Raw genomic sequence first — 26,523 nt, 5'->3', positions numbered from 1 at the left:
GCCATTCGATTCGAATTCCTCCCGCCCCCAGAAATCCCTCGCCCCGGCCCCATCTCCCCCGCAGGGAAATCCCGAACCCCAGAGCCTTTCCCCAATTTCTAAATCGTCATCTGAATTTCACACCCGTCCACTCTTTGGGAGTGACCGGGTGCAGGCCCGGAAATCGCCGCTGAAAACGCGGGCCGAGGCGTTCGTGCAAGAGGCTCCTGCACAATCGGGCCGGGCCAATTCGGCGAGCAATATTGTCACGAGCCGACCAGCGACCTCGTGTTCGGGCGGCCGTGCCGAGGGCCTTGCGCCCCGACGCTGGCCGGGGCAGGCTCTCCGGATGGAGATCCAATACGAGGACGACGACCTAGAGCCGTTCCTCTCGGAGGTCGGGGATGAAACGCTGCCGCCCCGCTGGCGGCTCGGGAGCCTCCTCTACCTGGAGGCCCGCGAGACCTTCCTCTCGCCCGAGCACCGGGCGGCCCTGGAGACGGCCCGCACACGCATCTGTCAGGCGTTGGCGGCGGAGGCGGCCCGGCCAGCCGAGGTGTGCCGAGGGGCGGGACGCACCGAGTCGCCCCATACGCAGGGGAGGCTCTTCCCTGCCGACCCCGAGCCGTGAACCGCATATCGAAAGCGAGCCGGGTGTGGGCACGAAGCCCGCCGCCCGAAGCAATTTATGCAGCAGCCTGTTGCACAATTGAGGGCTCTGCCACGGCCGTGGCAGATTTCGAGGCCGCGAGCAGGCTGGCCTCCCGAGGGGGCCGGGGGCGTGCTATACCAGAGGGCCATGGCCAAGAAGCGAAAACAGACCCAGCCGGTGACAGCCACGTCCGGCGGCGAGCCCGCCGTCGAGGCGAAGCTCCTGACCGACCTCCGTGGCATGATCCAGCGGACCCGGTCCGGCGTGGCCCAGGCGGTGAATTCCGCCCAAGTCCTGCTCTACTGGGAGATCGGCCGCCGCATTCACAAGGAAATCCTTGGGCAGGAGCGAGCCGAGTACGGCGAGCAAATTGTCTCGACAGTGTCGAGACGGTAGTGCCTCACGATGATGGCACGGGTCTTCGGCGTTTCTCGTGATCCAGAGCCGATGTTAGCGTCTCCTCCCTCTGCTCGGCCCAGATCGCTCGGGTGAGGTCGTCGACATGCACCGGATGGCGGATGTACTCCCGCACCGACCAGACCCGGTCGGTCAGGCCGAGGGCCATCGCCGGTGTCCGGCCGGCCAGCGAGCCGTGGACCCGCACCCAGTTGTACAGGTCCCGCCACAGCCACAGCGACCACTGCAGCCGGAGCCCGTCCCGCGATCCGCACCGCGACCGCCGCGCCAGCCGGGCCTGCTGGCCACGCAACGTCCCGTTGAGCCGCTCCAGGTGCGCGGTGTTGATCGTCGTCCCGATGCCCAGCTCGGCCACCCGGGCCTTGATCGCACTCAGCCGGCCGAACAACGCCTTGGTCCGTACTCGGATCACGCGCCCGGAGGCGTCCCGCACCTTCTCCACGACCCCGACCAGCAGCCCCGGCGGCGGCTTCAGCCCCGGCTTCTTCTTCCGCCCGCGTCGCCGCGTGCGGCGGCGGTGCAGGACCTCCCCGAAGACCTGCAGCAACGCCGATGGGTAGGGCAGGTGGTTGTCGATGAGGAACAGCGGCGGCACGGACCCGGCCGGCAGGCACAGCGCCACCGACGCCACCAGCTCGGTGGCCGTGGCCAGATCGCGTGGCCCGACCCGCAGGTCGATCAGGAACCGGCTGACGACCGCCAACGCCGCATGGACCCAGACCCGACCCAGGCCGCGACGACCGCCAGCAGTCCCGCGGCGCCCCCCTTTTTCTCGGGCGTCGGGCTGACCCGGCCGTGCAACTCATCGAGCTGGACCGCTTCGGGCGGGTCCCGGAGCCGGTCGAGCTGCAGGCGGTGGAAGTCCTCGGCACGGCGGCCGGCCTGCTCCAGGAGCCGCTCGACGGTGCGGGGATCGACCTCGCAGATGTCGGCGGTGGCCTCGACCGAGCAGCCATGCCCGAGGCATTTGACGATCCGGACGACGGTCGCCTCCGGGAGCTTGGAGTACCGCAGCAACGTCCCCTGCCGCTCGGTGAAGCGATGCTTGCAGGCCGAGCAGTACAGGCGGCGGATGTGCTTGTGCTTGCCGGTGAACTCGACGACCGAGAGGTTACCGGCGTCGAAGCGATTGAAGAGGGAGCAGTCGGGGTTGGGGCAGGCGAATGCCGCCAGTGAGCCGCCCGATCTGGTGTCGTGGTGGTCTGGGTTCGAAGGTTTGCGTCCCATGGCCGGTCTCCATGCACCGGGTCAGGACGGGACCGAACCTCGCATAAGTCAACCAACTTCAGCATAGAAAGTCCGACAAACCGTGCCAACATCCTGAGGGACTACCGTCGAGACAGTTGGCCGGGGAATTCGGGAGGGGGTTTTCCCGGCCGAACGTCTTCCGGATGGTCCGCTTCGCCGAGGTTTTCCCGAATGCCGAGATTGTCTCGACACTGTCGAGACAATTGAGCTGGAGCCATTTCGTCGAGATCATCCCGCTGGACGACCCGATGAAGCGGGACTTCTACGCGGAGATGTGCCGCATCGAGGGCTGGAGCGTCCGAGTCCTCCGAGACAAGCTCCGCGGCATGCTCTTCGAGCGGACGGCCCTCTCGAAAAAGCCTGCCGAACTGGCCAAGCACGAGCTGGCGAAGCTCCGCGAGGAGGATCGGCTCACGCCGGACCTGGTTTTTCGCGACCCGTATTTCCTCGACTTTCTGGGCCTGAAGGATACCTACAGCGAGAATGACCTTGAGGCCGCGATCCTCCGCGAGCTGGAGAGCTTCATCCTCGAATTCGGGACCGGATTCGCCTTCGTCGCCCGACAGAAACGCATGGTCATCGACCAGAAGGATTTCTTCCTCGACCTGCTTTTCTATCACCGCAAGCTCCGGCGACTGGTCGCGATCGAGCTGAAGCTCGGTCCCTTCGAGGCCGCTCACAAGGGCCAGATGGAGCTGTATCTCAGGTGGCTCGAAAAGCACGAGCAGCAGCCGGGCGAGGAGCCACCGATTGGCCTGATCCTTTGCGCGGACAAATCGGATGAGCAGGTCGAGTTATTGCAGCTCGACCAGAGCGGGATTCGGGTGGCCGCCTACATGACCGAGCTGCCGCCGAGGCCGCTCCTCCAGAGGAAGCTCCACGAGGCCGTGGAGCGGGCGAGGGCGCAGTTTCAGGGAGAACCCACGATGCCGGGTGACGAGTAAGCGAATTGTGCGAGAAGGACATCCCGGACCGGCCGAGAACTTTGGATTCTGGCCGGGGCCGACGCACTGAAGCCAACTCGTCATGTCCAGCGGGGATAGGTGCCCGAAGGGACGATTTTGGTCGGAGGAACCGTCCCATAAGCTGCCTTTATCGTGTACGAGCGTCTCCCAGCACCGAGACGTTCCGGGTAAACTTCTTGCCGGTTTCAACCGCGTGGAGTCCCCGGAATGGGCAAACTTTCTGCCGGTTTCGACCTCGGAGCCGACCTCCGGACGCACCGCAGAGCGGCGAGCCTCACCCAACTCGAACTCGCACTCAGAGCCAGTCTCGCCGAGCGGACCGTCCGCGCGTTGGAGCAGGGCAGCGGCACGCTCGACTCGTGGGAAGCGGCATTGAAGGCGCTGGGGCTCGTCCTATCTGGCCGGAACTTCCCCGGGGGCGAGACGACGCGCAAGCGTCTCGCGACGCTCCGCCGCCGCCGCGGCCTCTCGCAAGAGGCCCTCGCCCGGAGCGTCGGCGTGACCAAGCCGACCATCGGCATCCTCGAACGCGAAGGCCGCGGCAGGCTCTCGATGCTACAAGCCGTGCTCACGGTGCTGGGGGCGGGGGCCTATCTCTCACCGAGCGATGGGACCGCGGCGTTCTTCACTCACGCGGGGAACGCACCGGTCGGGCAGCGATGGGAGACGCCCACGGAACTCCTCGATGCCCTCTACCGGGTGTTCACGCGGTTCGACCTCGACCCGTGCGCCCTGCAGAAATCGCGGACGCGGGTCAAGGCCCGCGTCCACTTCACGGAGGACGGCGGGCTCGCCCTCCCGTGGCACGGGACGGTCTTCGTCAATCCGCCGTACGGGAGAGGCCTCGCCGCTTGGGTCGCGAAGGCACGACGTGAGGTCGAGGAGCGACGAGCTAGGACGGTCGTTGCTCTGCTCCCGGCCCGGCCGGACGCGGCATACTGGCACGACCATGTCGCCGCTCGGGCCGTGGTCTACTTCCTCCGAGGCCGCCTTCGGTTCAGCGGCAGTGAGCCGAGCGCACCGTTCCCTTCGGCCCTGGCCGTCTGGGGCGCCACTTCTGATGAGTTGATCGGTCTAGACAAAGCTCTACCAGAGGCGTGGCGAGCCGGTTAAATTTCACAAGTCACTGGCCCGTATGGGCTAACATGATGCCGCGACAAAAATTTCACCCGACGGACTTCCGGCCCTCAGCTGACGCCGGTTGAGTTAGGTATGAGCCAAGCGCATTCCGATAGGAAACCCGCGACCGCTCCCGCGGTGGAGCCGCTGACGAGCAACTACAGGGACGGTCGCCCCTACACGAGGCGCCGGGACGTGGAGGACCAGGTTTGCCGGGTGCGCGACACCGACCCGGCGACCTGGCCCGCCCTGGCCAAGGCCCCGGCAGGGTCGGACGACCGGCTCAAGAGCGAGGTGATCGTTCACCTCGTTCGGATACTCCGCGCACGCGGCGAGACGGCGATCGCCGGCCAGCTCATCGAGCAACTCGTGAAACGCATGGAGAAGACGGCGACCGCCTGGGCCAAGGGGTTCGACCAGACCACGACCGAAGAAATCGTCATCCAGGTGGGCGAGCGTGTGGTCGAGCTCATCCTGGCCGACACGCCCAGCCGCCAGAGCGAGTTCCTTGAGGTCGCCTTCGCAGAGGCCGTCAAGCGACGGACTCTGAACGCCGTTGAGAGGCGTGAGAGCCAACCTCGGACCTATCGATTTGCCACGCCGACCGACGCGGGGGATGGCTCGGACGGCACGGTCGCAAATCCGCTCGAAGGGATGGCGGATGGCGAGCCGAGCCCGGAAGAGATAGCCATCGCCCGGGAAAGGCCGGATGTGCTGCGGAGGTGTTTGGGGGCGATATCGAACCCCAAGCACCGCGAGGCAGTCGTCCTGCGCTTCTTTGAGGGTTGGCCCATCGTGAGCAAAGACAAGACGAAACCATCGCTATGCACGCACTTCGGGATCTCGGACCGGCAGATCAGCAATTGGTTCGCCAAGGCGTTTGAGGAGGTGCGTGCCATGGCAGGAGATAGCCTATGACGGAGAACCATCAGGACAAACTCGAAGCCATCATCGACGAGATGCTGCTCGAAGACCCGGAGACCAGCTACGACACGCTCGCCAAATGGTGCGCCCGGTATCCGGAGCATCGGGACGCGTTGACTCGCTTCGCCGCGACGCGAGCCGTCCAGAAGTCATTGCCGGAAGGGTCGCAGATCGACGAGGCACGCATCACCAGCCGCTTGATGAGCCACGCGTTGAGCATCATGCATCGTCAGGGTGCGGCCGCGAGGGACACGGCCGAGGCGGTGACTACCAGGCTTTGCGAGGCGATCACGGAGAGCGGGATTCCCGAGGAGGAATTCTCGCGTCGCTGCAACCTTGACGAGACCCTCATCGCGAAGCTCAACCGCCGCTTGATCCCGGTGGCTAGCATCCCGCGCGTCGCCTTCGAGTTGATTGCGAGCACCATCGCGCGTGAAGTCGCCTTCGTCCGCGCAATGCTGACCGGAGACCCGATACCACTTGGGGCCCACAAGTCGCGATCGCGGCCCGCTGCGCGGACGGAAGACTTCCTGGACGCCGTCAAGAGCTCCAACCTGTCGGAAGAAGCAAAGAGCGAGTGGATTCGCATCATCGAGGCCGAGCGAAAGAACGAGGGGACCTGAATGAGCGCCTGGAGCGAAGTGCGTCGGCTTGCTCGGCTCCGCCACGCGGAACTCGCGCCCGCGACCGACGAACTCGTGCCGGCGGCTGTCCTCCTGGCCGCAGCCGAGGAGAAGACCGGCGTAAAGCGTATCCCGCGGCCACCCAACGACGTGCTCTTGGACGGGGCCGAGGCGGCCTATGACCGGGATTGTAGGCACATCTACTATTCCAACGCGACCGAGCCGTCCCTGGCTAACTTCCACATCGCCCACGAGTACGGCCACCACTGGCTCGACGCCACGGACACCGCGTGCGACCACGCCGAGCTGAGCGTGTCCACTCCCGCCGAACCGGGCATGTCGTCGGTCGGTGAGGCCGACGCCTACAGCCCGAAGGAGCGTGCGGAGGCGCAAGCAAACCTGTTCGCCCGTGAGTTCCTGCTCCCGAGGGAAAAGCTCCGCCGCCGCTGCTCGCGCGGCGACATCGACGCCCGGGCCCTTGCGACCGATCTGGGGGTACCGGTGGACCTCGTGATGCAGCAGATGGCGGATGCGCTCCTGCTCCCCGATGAACGAGACATCGAGGAAGAGCGTCGCCCGGAAGAGCCTCCCGATGACAGCCAAGGAGAGGCGATCCGGGCGCCCGCGGAGGCGCGGATGGTGCGGGCGGGGCCGGGTACGGGCAAGACCCGGACTCTCGTCGGTCGCGTCGCCCATCTCGTGGCGGAGGGCGAGGATCCCTCGTCCATCGTCGCCCTCACGTACTCGAATGCCGCGGCCCAGGACCTGGCGGCACGAATCCGGGCGGCGATCGGCGAACGCGCGACGGCGCTGTGGTCGGGCACGTTCCACGCCTACGGCCTGGAGATGCTCCGCAAGTATGGCGGGGCGATCGGCCTCCCCGTGGAGCTGAAGCACATCGACCGGACCGACTCGCTGATGCTCCTCGAGGAGCTCCTGCCGAAGCTGAAACTCGACCACTATCTCGACCTCCACGAGCCGCTCCGCGCCCTCGCGTCCATCCTGAACGCGATCAGCCGGGCGAAAGACGAACTCGCGACCCCGGAAGATTACGAGCGCTGTGCGCGGCAGATGCTCGACGACGCGGCCGACGAGCCCTCGCGGCTCGCCGCGCGGCGGGCCCTCGAAGTCGCCCGTGCCTACGCCGTGTACGAGGAGACGCTCCGCGAACGCGGGTGGCTCGATTTCGGCGACCTCATCGCCCGCAGCGTCGAGCTCCTCCAGAAGCATCCCGAAGTCAGGGCAGCGATCCGCGAGGAGAAGCGGCACATCCTGGTCGACGAGTACCAGGACATGAATCGGGCGAGCGGCGTGCTCCTGAGGGAGCTCGTCGAGCCCGGACGCGGCCCCTGGGTCGTCGGGGACGTGCGGCAGGCCATCTACCGTTTTCGCGGCGCGTCGCCCACCAACATGTCGAGGTTCCCTCAGGACTTCCCAGGCGCCCAAACCACCGACCTCTCGGTGAACTATCGCTCGGGCGGGAAGATCGTTCGCACCTTCGAGGCCTTCGGCATCCGGATGGGCTGCGCCCCGCTCTCGTCAGCGTGCGTGCTCACCGCCCACCGCGGCGACGACAACGGCGAGGTGCACTACGAGCTCGCCACCACCAGGGAGGCTGAAGCCTACGGCATCGCCACCACCATCCAGAGCCGCGTCGCCGCCGGAGGGACCTTCGGCAACCACGCGATCCTCGGCAAGACCCACACCGTCCTCGCACGCATCGCGAGCGTCCTCGAGAGCGCCGGTGTCCCGTGCCTCTACTTCGGCGACTTCTTCGAGCGCCCCGAGATCCGCGACCTGCTGGCGCTCCTTTCGGTCGTCGCGGAGCCCAAGGGCGTAGGCCTGCTCCGCGTCGCCCAGTTGCCGCAGTACGCCATCCCGCCGGGCGACATCACTCCGATGTGCGCCTGGCGGCGTGCCCAGCGTGTGCCGATGCTGGCGGCCGTACGCCGGTCCGCGGAAATCGACGGCGTGAGCGAGGCCGGACGGCAGGGCCTAGCCCGCCTCGCGGCGGACCTCGTCGACGTTGATTGGCCCATGACGGCACATTCATTCTTGATGCGATATCTGTTCGGCACCGGCACCCATTTGAGGCGGCTGCTGGATGACGAGAGCGTGGCCGGTCAACAGCGTCGCCTTGCGGTCTATCAGCTCCTCCTCGTCGCGTTCTCGTTCAAGGCCCCCTCCGACGTCGACCCGAAGAGGGCCTTCTTGGACCACGTACGCCGCCTAGAGGTCCTCGACGAGGAGAAGCAGCTTCGCCAGCTACCCGCCGCCGCGGTCGACATCGACGCGGTCCGGCTCATGACTATCCATGCCAGCAAGGGGCTGGAGTTCCCGTGCGTCCACATCCCGTCGCTCACCACGAGGCATTTCCCCTCGGCCGCACGACCCGAGCCATGCCCGTTGCCCGCGGGCATGCTCGACACGGACTCCCTGATGACTCGCGATGCCGAGGAGGAGAGCGTCTTCTTCGTGGCGTTGTCGCGGGCCCGCGACATCCTCTTCCTCTCAAGGGCCCTCACGAACGGGGGCCAGAGCACGAAGAATCCGTCGCGCTTCCTGGCACACGTCGCGAGCCATCTGCCACGCCCCCTCGACGGCGCGGCCGGATGGACGGCGGTGGGGCCGCCCGAGCCGTCTTGGCCGTTGCTCTGGGCACCCCCGCTCGGCGGAGAGCTGTCGTCGCGCTCCCTCGAGATGTACCTGACGTGCCCCCGCCGGTACTACTACGAACACGTCCTCGAACTTTCCGGCAGCGACGAGGCAACTCCGTACCTCAAGTTCCAGTCGGCCCTCCACGCGACAATCGCCTGGATGCGATCGGTCGCTTCCCCCCAGGAACGTGAGGACGGCCTCGCCGCCCGCTTCGAGGACGACTGGACACGCATCGGTCCGAGCGACCATCCGTTCGGGCCCGTCTACAGGTCCGTGGCCGAGAAGATGCTGAGGACGGCCGTCTCCGTCATGGGCGGCGAGTGCCTCCCCACGGAGCGGCAGGTGCGACTCCCCGCGACCGGCCACGTCGTCCGGTGCAGGGTCGATCACGTCGAGGCCACGACCGGGGGCATCGTGATCCGCCGGCTGAAGACGAGCACACTCGCGAAGAATGAGAAGGCGGAACCACGGTATGCGCTCTGGCAAGCGGCGGTACTGAACGACCATCCTGGCCAATATTGCTCGTTTGAACACGTCTCACTTCTAGACGGCGAGCGGAGGGCGACGCGGGTCGAACCGTCGAAGGTCGAGGAGCAGCTCCAGGCCTTCGAGGAGGCCATCGACGGCATCAGGTCGGGCTGCTTTGACCCGAAGCCACACACGTGGTGCCCGACCTGCGCCTACTACTTCATCTGCCCGTCCCACGGCGTCACCCTCTGAATGACGGCCTGGGCGGCCGCTCCACGATTCCGCCGCCAGGGCCGCGATTCGGCCCCGGCTTGGCCGCGGCCGGGCCTCACGACGGCAACCGAGGAACGGGGTGAGAAAAATCGAGCCGACGGCTTCCGGCCTTCCTTCCGGGCCGGTTGATGGGGGTAGAGAGGCACTCAAGCCCGCCCCAACAACCGCACGAAGGAGCCACGAATGCCGAAAGTCGAACTGTTCCTCCAGGTCGAGGGACGCCGCCGGATCGACCTCATCGAGATCGATGCCGACGCCCCCGTCCGGGAGATCCTGAAGCTCGCGGCCATCCCCGAGCACATCAAGGAGGCGGGCCTCGTCTTCGAGGTGGACGGCGAGCGCCCGCTCGACCACGAGGCCCGCCTCTGCGACGCCGGGGTCGGCCACCGCCACCGCGTCCACGTCCACCGCTGTCACCAGGTGGACGTCTCGCTCCACTTCAACGACATCACGGAGAAGATGCACTTCCCGCCGTCGGCGACGGTCGAGCGGGTGAAGCGTCGCTTCGTCGAGAAGATCCGCATGTCCCACGTGGACGCGACGGAGCACGCCCTCCAGCTCTGCGGCACCGACGACCGGCCGGAGCCCGACAACCACATCGGCGCCTTCGTCAGCGGCTGCTGCTCGCTGTGTTTCGACCTCGTCCCGATCAAGCGCGTCGAGGGCTGACCCATGGAGGCGGTCGTCGCATTGCCCGACGAACGGGCGCTCCACGCGGACCTCGCGTCGGGCGCCTTTCTGCTCGGCGTCTGCCAGGGACGTTGGGAGCTCGGCCGGGTTACCTGGCCGTTCGCCCACATCGCGGTCTTCGCGTCGCCGTGGCCCAACGCCCCGGAGAAGTGGTGGTTCCGGTTCGACTGCTCGGGCTACCCGCAGCAGGCGCCCACGGCTCGCCCGTGGGACCCGGAACACGATCGGCCCTTGCCGTTCGATCGCTGGCCGGCGGGGAAGTCTCGCGTGCCGGCCGTCTTCCGGACGGATTGGAAGGACGGAAGTTGCTTGTATCTGCCGTGTGATCGGGTGAGCGCCCAGGGGCATGAGGACTGGCGGACCCAGCACCCGTCGCTCCTCTGGTCCCCCGAACGCGGCATCACGCTCTATCTCGGCGAGCTCCACGCCCTGCTGAATTCGAGCGATTACACGGGGGCGCGTCATGGCTGAGGGCTCCCTGAACTTCCCCCGGTCGCTCTGGTTCGACTGCATGGGCCAGCTTCACCGCCGAGGGCGCGAGAGGCACGAGAGCGGCTGCTTCGTCCTCGGCACGATCGACGGACCGCGGAGGCGTGCGATGCGGTGCGTCTACTACGACGAGCTCGACCCCCGGGCCTACGAGAGCGGGGTCTGCGTCCTTCACGGCGGCGCGTTCTCGAAGCTCTGGGAGATCTGCCGGGCGGACGGCCTGTCGGTCGTGGCCGACATCCACACGCACGGCGGCGAGGCCTTCCAGAGCACGGCCGACCGCCGCAATCCCATGATCGCCCGGCCCGGCCACATCGCCGTGATCGTCCCCAACTTCGCGAGGTCCCCGGTCTGGCGCCACCATCTCGGGCTTTATCGCTACGATGGTGATCATCGGTGGACCGACTTGAGCGGCTGGAGGGCACGAGCTTTCGTCAAGGTCCCCTGGAGCTTCCGATGACCGCCATTGATTCAGCATCAATGAATAACACTAATCAAATGGTGAACCATGTGGACGCCGACACCATCAATCGCGCCGTCAAGATGGCGATCGACACCGGCGAGGTGCCGAGCGTCGAGGCTGGTTATGAGCTGTTCCGCTCGTACCGTCTGGCCGTGGTCGCGGGGCCCGAGCTGGGCACCTCGGCCGCTCACCAGGCCGCCCTGCTTACGATCGTCAACACGGGCCGCAGGGCCTTGCTCGGCGGCGTGGAGGTCGCCGGAGGGCTCGACGTCCCCCTACGCGTGCCGTTCGTCGGTGCCGATCGACTCGACCAGGCCGTCCGGCTCCTCGGCGGCCGGATCGGGGCCGTGGTGCCCCCGGACGTGCCCACGCTGACCCTCGGCGCGGTCGCCGGCGAGACTACCCCTGGTTCGCCCTCGCTCGCCGTCACCTTCGACGGCTGGCGGGGCGGGGCGATCCCGACTTCCGAGCACCGGCGTCTCGGCGAACGGGACGCGGTGATCCCCGCGGCGGTCCTGGCCGGCGCCATCGGCGTTTCCGAAGTCTTCCAGCACCTGCGGGGTAATCCGATGGCGGGACGCCGCCCCGTCGGCCTCTCGCTCTGGTCGCCCGATCGGCTCGATTGGGAAGGGGTCCGGGACGGTCCCGCATCCATCGTCCTCCCTTCGAGGCTCTGGCTCATCGGGCTCGGTCATCTCGGCCAGGCCTACCTCTGGACGCTCGGCCTGCTCCCGTACGAGAGCCCCGGCGACGTCGAGTTGGTGCTCCAGGACTTCGATCGGCTTACGCTCGCCAACGACAGCACCTCGCTCCTGACCAACCCCGGGCTGGTCGGGCGGCGGAAGACCCGCGCCATGGCCGAGTGGGCCGAGGCCCGCGGCTTCCGCACGAGCCTCGTCGAGCGGACCTTCCCCGGCGGGATCAAGGTCGCCGGCGATGAGCCCCGCCTGGCTCTCGGCGGCGTGGACAACGCCCAGGCCCGCGCCGCCTACGAGGACGCGGGGTTCGACTGCGTCGTCGAGGCCGGGCTCGGGGCGGGCCCGACCGAGTATCTCGCTCTCCGGCTCCATACGTTCCCGGCTTCAACCACCGCCCGGGATAAGTGGGGCGGGGCGCGGGCGAATCCGACCAAGCCGGTCCCCGAGACCACCGCCTACACCGACCTCGCGGCCTCCGGCATGGACGCCTGCGGCCTGGTCCGCCTCGCGACGCGGACCGTCGGCGCTCCGTTCGTGGGGGCGACGGCCGCGGCCCTCGTGGTCTCCGAGGTCCTCCGGCAACTCAACGGGGGACCGGCCACCGAGGTTATCGACATGACTCTCTGCGACGTCGGCAGCCGGGCCACCGTCTTGGCCACCAGGACACCGAACCGATTCAACCCCGGGTACACCCGATGAAACGCTCAACGCGGGGCATGAGTTCGCCCAGGGAATGACGGAGTCCGTGCATCATAATCCTTCCTCACGGGAGACCAGTTCCATGATCATCAAGAAGAAACGTATTCGGAATCTCATGCTGAACCTACCGGGCATTCCGCGAGGAAAGACACTCGTCTTCGCGCTGCCCAACCTCCCCGATCTGGCCGGAGCGGTCGCGGGGGCCGGCTTCCCCACGCCTTGCGAGTCGGGCTCGTCGGTCCTGCCGAGCATCCGGGGCCCGGTCAGCAGGTTCAACGCGGAGGGGAAGTTCATCGTCCATCGCGACCAGCCCAAGGAGACGGTCTATCGCCAGCGGGAGTGGCATTGGGTCGAGTGGCACGGCCAGGATAAGGTCGAGCGCTCCGACATCAAAGACATCCCCTACCAACGCTACCCGCGCACGTTCATCCCGCCGCCGAGCGTCGAGCTCGGGGTGGCCACGAAGACGGACGGTCAGAGCATCATCGTCGCCGATCCGATCACCTTTTCCGAGCAGAATGACGCGAGCTGCCTGCACGTCATCAACCTCTACCTGGAACTCTTCGGGGAATGCCACGTCCTGGACCAGGACCTCGACGCGATCATCCGGGTCGAGGTGAGGCGGCTGAACTGGCACGTTCTGCCCCCGGGCGTCAGGCCCTGGGGCGAGTTGGCGGCCCGCCTGAGGGACGTCATCAAGCGATTCGACAGCGACGGGAACATCGCCTTTCGCAACAACCTCGATTACATTAATTCCTTCGGACCGTCGTTCGCGGCCGTGGGGCGTGCCGGATTCAGTGGCTATGTCATCTTCGGGTTCCCGCAGCTCAATCTCTACGTCTGCGAGAGCGTCTATAAGCACAATGCGACCTATGTATTTGAGAACGACTGGCAGACCCTTTCGCAGATGACCAAGGCTGCCATCCTCGACCACAACCTGCAGAAGGACCGGATCATTCACATGCCCGGCTGGCACGCTCGGGTCCGGGCGCTGCTGGACCGCCAATCCGAAGCGGCATGATGACCGGCGGTGTCGATTGCAGAGATCGAACCGCCGAGCCGGCACCGGCATCTCGACCGCACTCCCGGCTCGCCCGAGACTTCAAGCCCCCCGCCCTGGGTTCTGATAGTAGGTCATAACGCCCTACATAACCTACAAAGAGTGCGGCCCCATTGACCCCGGAGGATGCCTCCGGCAGGCCACGATGCCAAATCCAGCCTAGTCGGCGGCGACAGAGGTCGCGACGCGGTGGCCGAGGAACCGGCATTCCGCATCGAGCGCCGCCGCAAACCTGGCCAGCGACGGGAAGACCCCGAACGCCGCGAGCGTCCGGGCCCCGAGGTCGAAGCAGGCAACGGCCACGGGGCCTAGCGTTTCCGGGGATGGCTCGACTTAATGATGCATGATTGCACGCGGAGTCGTTCGCGATCTCTAGACAGCAGAAGGACCCGCAGGGGGGCGAAGCCACGGCCGAGTGGTTTCCTCAAGGCGAAGCTGTCGGTGGCCGGCCAGCGAGCTCTATACGCGGGCCGTCATTGCATGGTAGTGAAGTGCAAGCCATGACAGTGCAACGGACCCCAGAAGAGCGCATCGCGGAACTCGCCCGGACCTTTCCCAGCAGCCTCGTCGGGGCGCCCGGGATCAAGCCCTGGGAGCCGAGGAACCTCGACTCCTGGGCTGCGTCCGTCGTCAGCAGCGGCGAACGCCAGGCCGCCTGCTTCATCCTCGCGGTCTGGGACTCCGGGTCTGCTTGGGACTGCGGACACTTCGACCTGATGAAGGCTCTGAGCACGTGGGACGAGGCGCACCACCGGGCATTCCTCACCTGGGCTGCCGAGCCCTGGTGGCCCTGACGCGGGATTCCGAACCCGGAGCCGGTTCGATGTGATCGAAGCGCTGGCCGTCTGGGACGCCGAGCGCCGGGCCGCGTTCCTCGCGTGGGCCCGCAATCGGTGGTGGGCCTGACAGGAGCGATTGCACCTTGCACGCCGCGGACGCGCCGTGCGATGGTCCGGCCTGATGCGGCCGGACCCCCCAAAGAACCCACAGTGCAGCCCCCGAGACCCGCGGTACCCACTCTTCTCGGACCAGGTCCTCGAAGAGCTCCACCGACCCTCGTCGGCCGACGGCACGCCGCGGCCGCACGATGGGCCGGGCACGCCGCCCGAGGACCAACTCCGACTCCCGCCGCGGCCGTGGGACCACGACCGTCCCCGCCCGCACCGATCCGCAAGCCCGCAGCCGCTGCTCCCGTTCGGCGCGCCCACCACGCGGCCGGTCGCACCGGAGCGCCGCACCGGCCGGGGCAGCGAAGGGCCTCCCACGCTGGCCGACCACACGCTGCCCCGGATCGAGCCGGAACCGCACCAGCCCCGGCCCGAGGCGCGGCCGGACCTGCCGGCGGAGCCGGTGGCCGGCGGCGCGATGGGCAAGGCCCGCGACATCCTCCAGGCCATCCGGGTGCTCAAGCACATCGAGGCCGAGCATCGACTCCCGGACGCCGAGGAACGCGACGCCCTGGCTCGCTTCGGCGGGTTCGGCGCGGTCGCCTTGACGCTCTTCCCCGACCCGGTGAGCGGCCAGTACAAGTCCCTCTCCTGGGAGGCCCTCGGCGAGGAACTCCTGCGGCTGCTGTCCCCCGAGGAGTACGCCAGTGCGAAACGGACGACGTTCAACGCCTTCTACACGTCGCCGACAGTCATCGCGGCGATGTACGGGGCGCTGGCCCGCCTGGGCGTGCCCCCGGACGCACTCGTGCTGGAACCGGGCTGCGGCAGCGGCCACTTCCTCCGCCATGCCCCCCGGGACATGCGGTTCCTCGCCGTCGAGCTCGACGACCTCTCGGGCCGCATCGCGCGGGCCCTGCACCCCGAGCACGACATCCGCATCGAGGACTTCCGCGACACGCGGCTGCCGGAGGGGACGCTCGACGCCGTGATCGGCAACCCGCCGTTCGCCGACGTGACGCTCGATTACCGGGGTTCGCGGCTGGCCTTACATGATTTCTTCTTCGCCAAGTCGCTCGACGGCCTCAAGCCCGGAGGCGTGCTGGCCCTGGTCACGACCCACTACACGCTCGACAAGCAGAACGCCGCCGTGCGCGAGCGGCTAGCCGAGAAGGCGGACTTCCTCGGGGCCATCCGGCTCCCCTCGGAGGCGTTCCGACGCGAGGGGACGAGCGTGGTAACGGACATCGTCTTCCTGCGACGCCGCGGACCCGAGGAGCCGCCGCGCCACGCCGATGCGGCCTGGCTCGAAATGGCCCCGCTGATCATCGAGGGCGTCGAGGTCCCGATCAACCGCTACTTCCACGAGCACCCGGAGATGGTGCTCGGCACCTGGAGCCGCAAGGACCGGATCTACGGGGGAGCACAGGGCTACAGCGTCCTCGGCCGCGGCGACCTAGCCGAGCAGCTGCGCGCGGCCATCGAACGCCTGCCGCGGTTCGAGACCACCGCGGCGATGCGGCCCGCAAGTCAGGCCCCGAGGGTTGCGACGCTCCCGCCGCCGATGAAGCACATCGTCGAGGGGAGTTTCTTCGTCGGCGAGGACCGCCAGATCTATCAGTGCGTGGACGGCCGCTCGGAGCCGGTGGCCTACGGCGGGACGAGGCTCAAGGCGGGCGGCACCATGACGGGCCGGAGGCTCGCACGCCTCATCGGGCTCCGGGATGAGGCCCGGCGGGTCCTGCAGTCGCAGAACGAGGGCTGGGCCGAGGAGCTCCGGGATGAGGCCCGACGGTCGCTCAATGACGCCTACGACCGGTTCGTCGCCGCCTTTGGCCTGATCAACAAGACGACCTTCAGCGAGTCGAAGGACGGCAGGGTCATCACCCGCATGCCGAACCTGGTGAAGTTCCGCGAGGACCCGGACGCGATGCTGGTGATGTCGCTGGAGGACTGCGACCCCGTCTCGGGAACGGCGACGAAGGCCGCCATCATGCACCGCGACGTCGTGGGCCGGCCCCCGCCCGTCACCGCGGTCAAGACCGCCGAGGAGGGGCTGCTGGTCTCGCTCGACCAACGCGGCGCGGTCGATGTCCCGTTCATCGCGACGCTCTACGGGGCGTCCGAGGCGAAGGTCGTGGAGGAGCTCTCCGACCTCATCTACCACGACCCGCTATCCCGGACGTGGCAGACGGCCGACGAGTACCTCTCCGGCAACGTGCGTGCGAAGCTCGCCGTCGCCGAGCGGGCAGGGGAGGAGTACCGGCGGAACGCCGAGGCGCTGCGGACCGTGCAGCCGGAGGACGTGCTGCCCGGCGACATCGACGCCAACCTCGGGGCCCCCTGGATCCCCGAGGACGACGTCCGGGCGTTCGCCGCGCACCTGTTCGGCGTGCCCGCCTCGGCGGTCCGGGTCGGGCACCTCAAGAAGGATGCCCTCTGGAGCATCGAGGCGGATTACTCGGCCGCAGCTTCAGTCGCCGCGACGAGCGACTACGGGACCGCTCGCGCGAACGGCACCATGCTCCTGGAGCAGGCGTTGAACCTGAAGACCCCGGTCATCTACGACACCATCAATCACGGCGACCGCGAGCAGCGCGTGGTCAACCGGGACGAGACGCTCGCCGCCCGCGAGAAGCAGCGCCGCATCAAGGAGGCATTCCGCTCGTGGGTCTTCGCCGAGCCCGAGCGGGCCGAGCGGCTGGTGCGCCTCTACAACGACACCTACAACAACCTGCGCCCGCGCGTCTTCGACGGCTCGCACCTCGACTTCCCCGGGCTGAACCGGGCCATCACGCTGCATCCACATCAGAGGGACGCCGTCTGGCGGGGGATGAGCGCGGGAAACACCTTGCTTGCCCACGTCGTCGGGGCGGGGAAGACGTTCACGATGGCCGCCACGGGCATGAAGCTCAAGGAGGCAGGCCTCGCCCGGAAGCCGATGTACGTCGTGCCGAACCACGTGCTGGAGCAGTTCGCCCGCGAGTTCGCCCAGCTCTACCCGAACGCGAAGCTCCTCGTGGCGACGAAGGACGATTTCACGCGGGAGCGGAGGAAGCGGCTCACCGCCCAGATCGCCAGCGGCTCGTGGGACGGCATCGTCGTGACGCACAGCAGCTTCGAGCGCATCGGGATGTCGCGGGACTACCAGGCGCGGTTCCTTCGTGCGCAGATCGCCGAATACGACGAGCTGTTGCGGGACGCGGCGAGCCACGGTTCGTCCTCGAATCACCGGAACATCATCAAGACCATCGAGAAGCAGAAGGTCCGGCGCGAGGAGCGGCTCAAGGACCTCCTGGCCGAGGACAAGAAGGACGACGGGCTGGTCTTCGACGAGCTCGGCGTCGACCACCTCTTCATCGACGAGGCGCATCATTTCAAGAACCTCGAGACGCCGACCAAGATGGAGCGCGTGGCCGGCATCCAGACCGGGGGCTCGGAGCGGGCCTTCGACCTCTACATGAAGGCCCACTACCTGGGCGAACAGCACCCGGGGCACGGCCTCACCTTCGCGACGGGCACGCCCATCTCGAACACGATGGTCGAGATGTACACGATGCAGCGGTTCCTCGACCCCGAGGGCCTCGCGGGACGCGGCATCGAGCACTTCGACGCCTGGGCGGCCACGTTCGGCGAGGTGGTGGACACGATGGAGCTTTCGCCCGACGGGTCTTCCTTGAGGCCGCGGAGCCGGTTCGCGAAGTTCACGAACCTGCCCGAGTTGCAGCAGATGTTTCGGGCCTTCTCGGACGTTCAGACGGCCGAGATGCTCGATCTGCCGCGCCCGAGACTCCAGGGAGGCAAGGCGACCGTCGTGTCCTGCCCCATGTCGGACGAGCAGCGCGTTATCCAACAATCGCTCGTCGAACGCTACGAGCGGCTGCGGACGCAGAAGGTGGACCCCAGAGAAGACAATGCGCTGGCCATCACGACCGACGGCCGCAAGCTCGCGCTCGACGCCCGGCTGATCTCAGGCGGCGCGCCGGAATCGCCCGACTCGAAGATCGAGGCCCTGGTCGCGAACGCGGCCCGCATCTGGGCCGAGAGCACCCCGACTCGCGGCACGCAGCTGATCTTCTGCGACATCGGCGTCAATCCGACGCCGTGGGGCTACTCGGTCTATGAGGAGCTGGTGACCAAGCTCGTCGCCCGCGGCATCCCCCGGGGGCAGATCGCCGCGATCGGGGAGGCCGACACGGACGCGAAGAAGCAAGCCCTCTTCGATCGGGTCAGAAACGGCACGGTTCGCGTCCTCATCGGCAGCACGCAGAAGATGGGGACCGGCACCAACGTCCAGCGGCGGCTGGTGGCCCTGCATCACCTGGACGCCCCGTGGAAACCGGCCGAGGTCGAGCAGCGCGAGGGGCGGATCCTCCGCCAGGGGAACGAGAACGAGGAGGTCGCCATCTTCCGCTACGTGACCGAGGGCTCCTTCGACGCCTACATGTGGCAGGCGCTGGAGACCAAGGCCCGGTTCATCGCCCAGGTGATGACCGGGGACAGCGCCGTGCGCCGGGCCGATGACATCGGCGGCCAGGAGCTGTCCTATGCGGAGGTGAAGGCGATCGCCTCGGGCAATCCGGCGGTGCTGACTCTGGCCGAGGCCGAGGCCGATCTCCAGCGGCTCTCGACCCTGCGGAAGCACCACACCGACGAGCAGTTCCTCGCCCGCCGGAGCGTGCGCGAGCTGCCCGAGACGATCGCCCGACTCACCAAACGCCTCGCGGATCTGACGGCCGACATGGGGACTCTCCAAGCCCACGCCGAGGCCCCGATGGTGATCGGCGAGCGGACCTGTCGCCGCGAGGAGGTGCTCCCGGTCCTCGGCGGTTGGCTCGAAGCCATCCCGGAGCTGGTGCCGGAGACGCGACGCCACTGGCTGGGCCGATTCCGCGGCCTCTCCTTCGGCTACGTCGTCCATCGCCACAGTGCACCGGAGGTGTTCCTGGAGGGGGCGACCGTCCGGCACGCGACGCTCTCACGCGATGCCCATGGCCCGCGGGCGGTCCTGAACGCCCTGGATCGGCTCGTGGCGACCTACGAACTGCGCCGAGAGGACCTCGGCCGCGAGCTGGCGGTGGCGGAGGGCCAGCTCCGGGACTACGAGGCGCGGCTCGGGGCTCGCTTCACGCACGAGGCGTACATGACGGAGCTTTCGGGCCTGCGCGATGAATTGAGGGTGGCCCTCGCGGTCACGACGGGAGACCAGAACGGGTCGACCGCGGCATCGAGCGCGGAGCTCGCCCGGCGCATCCGGGAGCTTCGGGCCACGCACGCGGTCGAGGCGGCCCCCGTTCGGCGTGAGGGAAGCCGGGTTGCCGCGGCGGAACGCCCGGTCACGACGCGGATACTTACTCGTCGGGAAGCCGCTGTACCCGAACCGGCCGTCGCCGAGCTGACCGAGGAGGTGATGGCGCCGGTTGTGAAGACGCAAGCCACAGCCTTCGAGCGAGCGCCAAAGATCGTGGAGCCCGTCGCAACAACGAGGCTTGCACCACGCGAGCAGCGCCGCAAGAAGTATCAGCAGTGGTTGTTCTAGCGTCAGGATGGTCGGCAATATCCTCCGGACCAGGCTGCTCCGAGCGACCTGAGCTGCAGCAGGCTCAAGCGGCGTCGAGTCAGAGTTGCGATCTTGAGCGCACCAACTCGGTTCGACCGAGAGAACGGGTAGGGATCCACACCATCCCGCCGAGCCGGAAGGCCCTACGAAGATTTCGCCGGCGGCCACTCCTTGATGTGACGTTCGCGAACCCCTGCTTTGAGCAGGAGCTGATAGAGTTCCCCGATCTCGCGTCTCGACTGTTGCTCGACGGATCTTCTCGGGTTCGATTGCCTCGTCGCGCTAAATGTGAACACGACGTTCCTCTTGGCTCGCGAATAGGCGACGAAGAATGCATTCCGATCTTCCTCGCTTTGCTGCTTGAAACTCCAGAATGCAGAATCTTCAAGGCCCACAAAGATAACCGAGTGATATTCCAGTCCCTTGCTCTTGTGGATGGTCATAATGGGCACGGATTCGTGCCCCTCGAATTGCAGGACTGCCTGCTCCCAGCTCTTCGTCCCTTCGAAAACGCCCCATAATGCCGCTACGCACCCCTTCACGACCCGTGCCTGGAGGTCGCCTTGCCTATATTGGGGAAAGAGAGCGCGATAGGCGTCACCGATGAACAGGACGATGTCCCGCACCAGTTCACTCAGGTGATCTGCCGCGTCGATTGCGAGCAGCTTGTCCCGGCAGGCCTTCCTAAACTGTGCCAAGTCGTGTTCGAGTAATGGCAGCGTTCGAGCGAAATCTTCTCCGGGCCGGGTCGCGGCTAGGAGTTCGACAATTCGTCCCCACGCGTTCGCGTTGCGGGCATGGAGGGCCAGTTTCAAGAAATCAAGGATGGCCTCGGTCAGCGGCTCTGCCAGGAGATCCTGCAGCTCGGCTTCGACTCGTGCCCGGATCCCTAAAGCCCCGAGACCGCGGATCAACCCCTGCGCATACAGATCCGCTCTCTGCTTGACCAAGACGGAGATGTCCCGCGGCCCTGCACCTTCCTTCTTGATCAGATGGGCGACGTAGGACGCGAGGAAGCGCGCCTCAACATCCGGATCGGGGAAGGTCCAGATGATACACTTCCCCTCCAGTCCTGCATCGCGACCGGCCGCCTCCGGCGGGGCCGCCCTGGGGTCGATGGCATCCGCGAGGATCTTCTGTACTCGCACGAGCTCCGAGACGGATCGGTAATTCCTCCTGAGCCGATGGCAAGTCGCCGAGAAGTCGGCCTCGAAGGGGCCGAACGCGTCTCGCAGCGCCATCGCGAATCCCATGATGCGCTGCTTGTTGTCCCCGACGGCCGTCAACGACGCGGCGGAACCCAAGAATGCTGTCTTCAGCAGGTCGTATTGGATGTGCGTCGTGTTCTGGAACTCGTCGAGAAAGACGTGCGAGTACGCCGACCTCAGGGCCCCAAGAATCCTGGGATTCGAACTGAGGATCAGTTCGGCGAGCCGCCCGAACATGGGGAATGAGAGGCGAGAAGGTCGCAACCTGTGGATCCGGTAATCCCAGAGTTGCGCCGCCGCCCACTCGAGAGCATTGGGGCTCTCGACACGGCTTGGTCGAGCGGAGAACCGTAGAAGCAGTCCCGGAGGAATTCGGCCTCTCTGATCTCGTGGATCGCTCTGGGGTTCGCCACCCCATCCGGAGGTCTCAACGCCCGCAGGAACTCCTTGCACGCCGCTTCGGATATGTTCTCGATCGTGTAGCCGCGAGACGGACGCCACGCCGGGGGGATGGCGGGAAGGAATCGATCCACGAGACTCTTCGCGAATGCGTCGAAAGTCATCGAGCGGAAGCGGCGGGACAGGACAGGACCGCAGCGCAGCCCAACTCGCTGCTGGAGATTTCGCGCGGAGTCGCGTTTGTAGCTGATCGCCAGGATCGAGAACGGCGGGGCACAGACCCCCGTCTGGAGCAGATAGCATGCACGCTGCGCCAACAACTCGGTCTTGCCGGCCCCGGGGCCCGCGATGACGGAGACATTGCCCTCCGACCGCAGCGCCTCGTCGGCTTCTGGCTCGAGATCGTCGATGCCCATTGGCCGCCAGTCCGAGTGCCGGATGAAGCGATTCATCGTTCAGCTCCGCTGGGGTCGAGCGCGACCTTGATCCGATCGACCAACCTCTGCAGAACCGCCGGCGCCTCGTCGTACCCGCCGACGTCAACGCTCGAGATCAAAGCGGCCAAGTGCGTCGTCGGTTTCCCCTTGTTTAAGAACAGATAGCGGTACCACGGGAACAGCGCCTCCTGGTTCGTGCTGTAGGTCTCGCCCGAGGCGGACTCTCCGAGCACCGCCGCCCGAACGTCGGCCATATACGCTCCGAGCTTGGCTTCATCACTCGGGACACGCGGCCCCATTCCTTCGCCAGCGACCGACTTGTAGGCCTCCGGATGGGCCTCCAGCATGAGAAAGTCGATGTCCAGCGGGGACGAAAAGAAGACGTCGAAGTCTTCAAGGGCACGGATCCAGCCGCCCATCAGCTCGTGATCCGTCACGTCCCATGTGTGCATGCCATCAAAGTCATCGTCGTCGAGCGTCGTCCCGTCCTCAATCTCGAGAACCTTATCGCGGTCGAATCCGGCGGCGATCAGTTGCTTGCAGACGTACTTAACTCGTCCCCACCCGCCGCCGTCTCGTTCCCTGTCGAGGTCGAGGAGCGTGATGTAGGGGATGCAAAGGCTCTGAAGGAGCCTCCAGAAGTGGTTCACGTGTCGCCCCCCGAGGGGAACCACGCATACGAAGCTCCTGTCGATGTCCAGGGCGTGGCTTTGCGCCAACCGCGGAATAAGGATCTCTTCGCTATCGCCCTCGCAGAGTACCACGAAACGGGCGAAGTAGAGTTCGGGGTAGGACCGGACCGCCTCACGAACAAACTTGAACGCCTCGTCACCGGCCTCGGGCATCTGGATGGATCTGATTGCCGTGAGCCCTCGGTCTTTCTGGAAGAACACGTGGCGTATGTCGGTCGGCTCGACCCGGCCGACGATCGAGGCCGAGTGGCTCGTCAGGACGACCTGGGCACCGGGAAGCGTGGCTATCCTCTGGAGCAGAGCCATGATCCGGCCGAGGAAGTGGGGCGAAAGGTGATTCTCCGGCTCCTCGATGGCGAACACTGTCAGGATCGGGGCCAAGTGCGGATCGAGGGCGAGTGGCCTCGTCTCTCCTGCCGCCGCCGGATCTCCCAAGACGGCAGTCACGGCCGCCTGCTCAATGTCGAATATCGATCCCACCAATGCGAAATAGAAGAGTGAACGGAGACCGTCGCTCAGTCGGCCGGCGTCGTGTTTGTCGCCGACCTCGCTCGTACCGAAGGCCATCTCCGCATTTCGCAGGATCTCCTCGATGCGGCTGATCGCGAAACGCAGTCGGGGCCTCCGGTAATGCTCGCCGTCGTGGAGCCCCAGCCAGTTCTTCTCCAGGTGCTCGTGTATGAGCTCAATCCCACGCTCTTTCCCGAACAGGTTCTCGATCGCCTCTGCGGCCCCCCCGATCGCCTCCGCGGGGCTCTCAGACCATTGAACCGCATTCAGAAGACGGGCCAGGAGGGTACCCCGAACGTTGCGGAGCTGACGGCTCGGATCCCGTGCGGCCGGCACGTAGATGACCTGGAACCGGGCCCGCTCGTGAGGCCTCATCGGCCGGACGTCTTCCTGAGCCGGCACCTCCGCGTCGCTGCAGATCCACGAGATCCGTTCCTCCACGAACCCCGCCTGGCCCAACCCCCTGGTCCAGGTGGCTTCGAGGCGGATTCGGCAGAACGGGCCGCCATCGGGCTCGTCGACCGCCATCTGCTGGAAGCACTCGGGGACCGCGAGGGTCAGTTCGCCGCGATCGAGTTCGGGGAAGGAGGCGCGGAGCTCGATTGCGAGCCGTCTCTCCGGGACCGCGGACAATTCCTCGCCCGGCGGGACGTGAAAATCCTCGGGAACGATTCTCCTTTCGTCCGATGTGATCCCGAACAAGCGAGCTAGGGCCAAGAGGACGGCCGTCTTGCCGGAACCGTTCGCGCCGATGACAGTGGTCAGGTTGACCAGGTGGATGCAGGTGGTCTCCGGACCATAGCACCGGAAATTCTCAAGTTTCAGGGTTTCGATCCGCATGAGGGGGTCCAGACGACTAGCAAACTGGGAAGCCGACGCGGATCCCGACCGGCTTAACCGGCAGGGAATCCCTTCCGCCATAGTCCTACACTATCACCCATGCGCGACCTGGTCTCTAACTGGACACCCGATCAGTATATCGCGCCCGAATGGAAACGCGTGCACTCTGTACGTTACTGCATTAGAATCGAGCAAACGTGTAGCCCAGACGCCGAGTGAAGCGGGCTCGATTGCCGAGGATGGTCGTAGATCCCTGTTGGGGACGACAAGCACATGCCCATTACCCTAAACGGTTTCTACGTCGAGTTTTCGGCCACCAGGTTTGCCGCCCGTGTGCTCGATGTGCCGAATCCAGACCAGATGAAAGCTCTCCGGACGCGGTACGGGAAGGAGTGGTTCCTCCATTGGCGCGGCGGTCGGGCGTATTGCCTTCCTCGCGCCGACGAGCCATCAGAGCCGATTGGCAAGATGGAGGACCTGAGCACCGATGTGCATGATCATCTGCATCTCGTTGTCGCCCGCCTGAACGACGTTCTGCCCGACGTGTTCCCCCAATACGAGGCCTTCCGTCGGCGGCCGTTCTCGTTCCTCGGGCGCAAGGATGAGATCGTTCGGCTGGTGACGAAGGGATGGCCAAATCTGCACCCGCTGGTGAACGAGTTCAAGATCAGCCCCCAATTCGAGCTCGATCCGCGGATTATCGAAGTACGCAAGGGAGAGACGAGTGCCGCCGTCGTCCTGCGAATCGGCATGAAATGGCAGGTACTGGCCCCGCTCGATCGGCTGAAAGGCGCCGGTATTGACCTCTCCGGACTTGCTGTCGTCCGGCGGAACCCGGCCGTCACGGAACGCCGCCTGGTCGGCACCATCGCCTCCGTCGGCGCTAACGTGGAACTCGCAGAGGCGTTCGACGATCTCAAGGCCATCCCGATCAACCAGGTCTGGCTCGAGGGGAGCAAGGCGTCGTTCACTCGCTGCCTGCGCGCCTTGCTGGGCCCGCGGTTTGAGGACTTCGAATCAGCAAGGCATGCCCGTGAGGGGGAATTCCTCCTCGGGCCCGCCCTCGACAAGCTCCTGGGCAAGATGGGGGAGTTCCTGACCAACGCGTCTCCCATCAGACTTTCCACCGACTTCTCATGCACGATCCGTGATCGGGTCGAACTGAACAACAGCGGTGATTACCAATCGGTGGTGAAGTACGGCGATGTTGAGTATTGCTTCGACGCCGCCAAGTCCAAGCGGAACATCATCCCTTGGTCCGGCCTTATGAGGTTCGGCCCGTTCAGCCGAGATACATTCTCCAAGCGAACCCCGAGGGTCCTCGTAGTCTGTCCCGACCAATCGGCGGGCAAGGTAAGTCAATTCGTCAGGGCCTTTCGCGACGGCATTCAATCCGTCCCCAATTCGAAGTATCCGAAGGGGTTCGCCGGCACGTTCGGGCTCGTCAATCCGGAGTTCGTCACCTGCACGGTCCCGCTCCTCGGGACAGCGGATAATTCGGCCGCCATGCTTTACCGCCGCTCAATCGAGGATCATCTCGCGTGCAACCAGGAATCCTACGACGCCGCGGTGGTCGCTCTCCTCGATCACCACGCGCGCCTGCCCGACCAGATCAATCCCTACCTGCACGCCAAGGGTACTCTGCTGCTGAACGGCATCCCCACCCAGGAAGTGCGGCACGCGACCTTGTCGGCGCGGCCCGAAGCCCTCCAGTGGTCCATCCAGAACCTGGCCGTCGCCCTCTATGCCAAGATGGGCGGCACGCCGTGGACCGTCGCCCACGATCAGACTGTGGACGACGAGATCGTGATCGGGTTGGGTGCGGCCGAACTGACCGGGAGCCGATTCGAGTCGCGGCATCGGTTCATGGGCATCACCACTGTGTTCCGCGGTGATGGCAATTATCTTCTCTCCAATGTTTCCCGCGTGTGCTCTTACGAGGATTATCCGGATGTGCTGAGAACTACGACGACGGACGTCTTGAAGGAGCTCAAGCAGCGCAACGACTGGCGAGACGGAGACATCGTACGCGTCGTCTTCCACGCCCACAGGCCATTCAAGAAGATCGAGGTAGCGAGGATCGCCGAGGAGTGCGTCCACGAGGCGGCCCGAACCCAGGACATCCAATTCGCTTTCTTAACGGTATCACACGATCATCCATTCAAACTGATCGATGATTCCCAGAAGGGAATCACGAAGCCGACCGGAGTGAAGGGACGCTACGCCCCCGCCCGCGGCACCGTGGCCCAGCTCGGCCGGCACACGCGGCTTCTCTGCACGAACGGGCCGCATCAGATCAAGCGTCCCACAACTCCGCTCCCTTCCCCTGTCCTCATCCATCTTCACCGCGAGTCCGGTTACAAGGACCTCCAGTATCTGACGGAACAGATCCTGAAGTTCACATCGCTCACCTGGCGGTCCACGCAGCCAGCTTCCGACCCGGTGACCATCTACTACTCGGAATTGATCTCCGCCCTCCTGGCCCGGTTGCAAGAGGTCCCGGGCTGGTCGCCCGCAATCCTCAACACGAAACTTCGCTCCAGCAGGTGGTTCCTGTGAACTCGC

General features: G+C 66.2%; 20 protein-coding genes and 1 pseudogene. 15 read left to right on the top strand and 6 right to left on the bottom strand.

Annotated features, from left to right (window positions below):
- Positions 1-328: 328 nt before the first annotated feature.
- Together TsocGM_RS21170 and TsocGM_RS21165 are read left to right on the top strand one after the other, a co-directional pair.
- Complete coding sequence (locus tag TsocGM_RS21170) at positions 329-610, top strand: hypothetical protein (protein ID WP_126727455.1); 282 nt, start codon at positions 329-331, stop codon at positions 608-610.
- 150 nt (positions 611-760) lie between these two features.
- Entirely contained in the window at positions 761-1,027 is a 267-nt protein-coding gene (locus tag TsocGM_RS21165) for a DUF1016 N-terminal domain-containing protein (RefSeq protein WP_233579080.1), read from the top strand.
- A gap of 4 nt (positions 1,028-1,031) precedes the next feature.
- Here the strand turns inward: TsocGM_RS21165 and TsocGM_RS21160 are convergent, their stop codons facing one another.
- On the bottom strand, positions 1,032-1,751 hold the full coding sequence (locus TsocGM_RS21160) for a hypothetical protein (RefSeq protein ID WP_126727454.1): 720 nt from the start codon (positions 1,749-1,751) through the stop codon (positions 1,032-1,034).
- Positions 1,727-2,275, bottom strand: coding sequence for a hypothetical protein (locus tag TsocGM_RS21155; RefSeq protein ID WP_126727453.1), 549 nt, complete (start codon positions 2,273-2,275; stop codon positions 1,727-1,729). Before TsocGM_RS21155 ends, TsocGM_RS21160 begins: the two co-directional genes overlap by 25 nt.
- A gap of 110 nt (positions 2,276-2,385) precedes the next feature.
- Here TsocGM_RS21155 and TsocGM_RS21150 point away from each other — a divergent pair.
- The 10 genes and pseudogenes from TsocGM_RS21150 to TsocGM_RS21105 form a co-directional block, all read left to right on the top strand.
- Positions 2,386-3,240 (top strand): annotated as a pseudogene (locus tag TsocGM_RS21150) (PDDEXK nuclease domain-containing protein); the annotation flags it as partial.
- 228 nt (positions 3,241-3,468) lie between these two features.
- Complete coding sequence (locus tag TsocGM_RS26250; protein ID WP_158633685.1) at positions 3,469-4,374, top strand: DNA N-6-adenine-methyltransferase; 906 nt, start codon at positions 3,469-3,471, stop codon at positions 4,372-4,374.
- 144 nt (positions 4,375-4,518) lie between these two features.
- A complete protein-coding gene (locus TsocGM_RS21140; protein WP_126727451.1) occupies positions 4,519-5,298 on the top strand; it encodes an RNA polymerase sigma factor in 780 nt (259 codons plus the stop codon).
- A complete protein-coding gene (locus tag TsocGM_RS21135; protein ID WP_126727450.1) occupies positions 5,295-5,927 on the top strand; it encodes a hypothetical protein in 633 nt (210 codons plus the stop codon). Before TsocGM_RS21140 ends, TsocGM_RS21135 begins: the two co-directional genes overlap by 4 nt.
- Positions 5,928-9,305 (top strand): ATP-dependent helicase, encoded by a 3,378-nt coding sequence (locus TsocGM_RS21130; RefSeq protein WP_126727449.1) that lies wholly within the window; start codon positions 5,928-5,930, stop codon positions 9,303-9,305.
- 204 nt (positions 9,306-9,509) lie between these two features.
- Positions 9,510-9,995 carry a hypothetical protein gene (locus tag TsocGM_RS21125; protein WP_126727448.1) on the top strand — a complete coding sequence of 162 codons (486 nt, stop codon included), beginning with the start codon at positions 9,510-9,512 and terminating at the stop codon, positions 9,993-9,995.
- Between the two features lie 3 nt (positions 9,996-9,998).
- Positions 9,999-10,487 (top strand): DUF7665 family protein, encoded by a 489-nt coding sequence (locus TsocGM_RS21120; RefSeq protein ID WP_126727447.1) that lies wholly within the window; start codon positions 9,999-10,001, stop codon positions 10,485-10,487.
- Positions 10,480-10,965 (top strand): MPN domain-containing protein, encoded by a 486-nt coding sequence (locus TsocGM_RS21115; RefSeq protein ID WP_126727446.1) that lies wholly within the window; start codon positions 10,480-10,482, stop codon positions 10,963-10,965. Before TsocGM_RS21120 ends, TsocGM_RS21115 begins: the two co-directional genes overlap by 8 nt.
- Positions 10,962-12,365, top strand: a complete 1,404-nt coding sequence (locus tag TsocGM_RS21110; protein WP_126727445.1) for a thiamine biosynthesis protein ThiF — start codon at positions 10,962-10,964, stop codon at positions 12,363-12,365. Before TsocGM_RS21115 ends, TsocGM_RS21110 begins: the two co-directional genes overlap by 4 nt.
- 82 nt (positions 12,366-12,447) lie before the next feature.
- Positions 12,448-13,386, top strand: a complete 939-nt coding sequence (locus tag TsocGM_RS21105) for a hypothetical protein (RefSeq protein WP_126727444.1) — start codon at positions 12,448-12,450, stop codon at positions 13,384-13,386.
- Between the two features lie 198 nt (positions 13,387-13,584).
- Here the strand turns inward: TsocGM_RS21105 and TsocGM_RS26245 are convergent, their stop codons facing one another.
- Complete coding sequence (locus tag TsocGM_RS26245) at positions 13,585-13,728, bottom strand: hypothetical protein (RefSeq protein ID WP_158633684.1); 144 nt, start codon at positions 13,726-13,728, stop codon at positions 13,585-13,587.
- A gap of 197 nt (positions 13,729-13,925) precedes the next feature.
- Between TsocGM_RS26245 and TsocGM_RS21100 the strand changes: the two genes are divergently transcribed.
- Together TsocGM_RS21100 and TsocGM_RS21095 are read left to right on the top strand one after the other, a co-directional pair.
- The gene (locus tag TsocGM_RS21100) at positions 13,926-14,219 is read left to right on the top strand and encodes a hypothetical protein (protein WP_126727443.1); all 294 of its coding nucleotides are present in this window, start codon (positions 13,926-13,928) and stop codon (positions 14,217-14,219) included.
- 166 nt (positions 14,220-14,385) lie between these two features.
- A complete protein-coding gene (locus TsocGM_RS21095) occupies positions 14,386-19,851 on the top strand; it encodes a DEAD/DEAH box helicase family protein (protein WP_199756858.1) in 5,466 nt (1,821 codons plus the stop codon).
- Positions 19,852-20,015: 164 nt separating this feature from the next.
- Here TsocGM_RS21095 and TsocGM_RS21090 read toward each other — a convergent pair whose 3' ends face one another.
- The 3 genes from TsocGM_RS21090 to TsocGM_RS21080 are packed head-to-tail and all read right to left on the bottom strand — an operon-like array spanning position 20,016 to position 23,958.
- Entirely contained in the window at positions 20,016-21,344 is a 1,329-nt protein-coding gene (locus TsocGM_RS21090) for a 3'-5' exonuclease (RefSeq protein ID WP_126727442.1), read from the bottom strand.
- Entirely contained in the window at positions 21,293-21,931 is a 639-nt protein-coding gene (locus TsocGM_RS21085; RefSeq protein WP_126727441.1) for a UvrD-helicase domain-containing protein, read from the bottom strand. The genes TsocGM_RS21090 and TsocGM_RS21085 overlap by 52 nt, the downstream gene beginning before the upstream one ends.
- Entirely contained in the window at positions 21,928-23,958 is a 2,031-nt protein-coding gene (locus TsocGM_RS21080; RefSeq protein WP_158633683.1) for an ATP-dependent nuclease, read from the bottom strand. Before TsocGM_RS21080 ends, TsocGM_RS21085 begins: the two co-directional genes overlap by 4 nt.
- A 273-nt stretch (positions 23,959-24,231) precedes the next feature.
- Here TsocGM_RS21080 and TsocGM_RS21075 point away from each other — a divergent pair, with 273 nt between their 5' ends.
- Positions 24,232-26,517, top strand: a complete 2,286-nt coding sequence (locus TsocGM_RS21075; protein WP_199756857.1) for an argonaute/piwi family protein — start codon at positions 24,232-24,234, stop codon at positions 26,515-26,517.
- The last annotated feature ends 6 nt before the right edge of the window (positions 26,518-26,523 follow it).

Origin of the sequence: Tautonia sociabilis (assembly GCF_003977685.1) — a bacterium.
Lineage (GTDB): Bacteria > Planctomycetota > Planctomycetia > Isosphaerales > Isosphaeraceae > Tautonia > Tautonia sociabilis.
The sequence above is the reverse complement of the archived record's forward strand: the minus strand, read 5'-3'. Positions and strand labels throughout refer to the sequence as shown.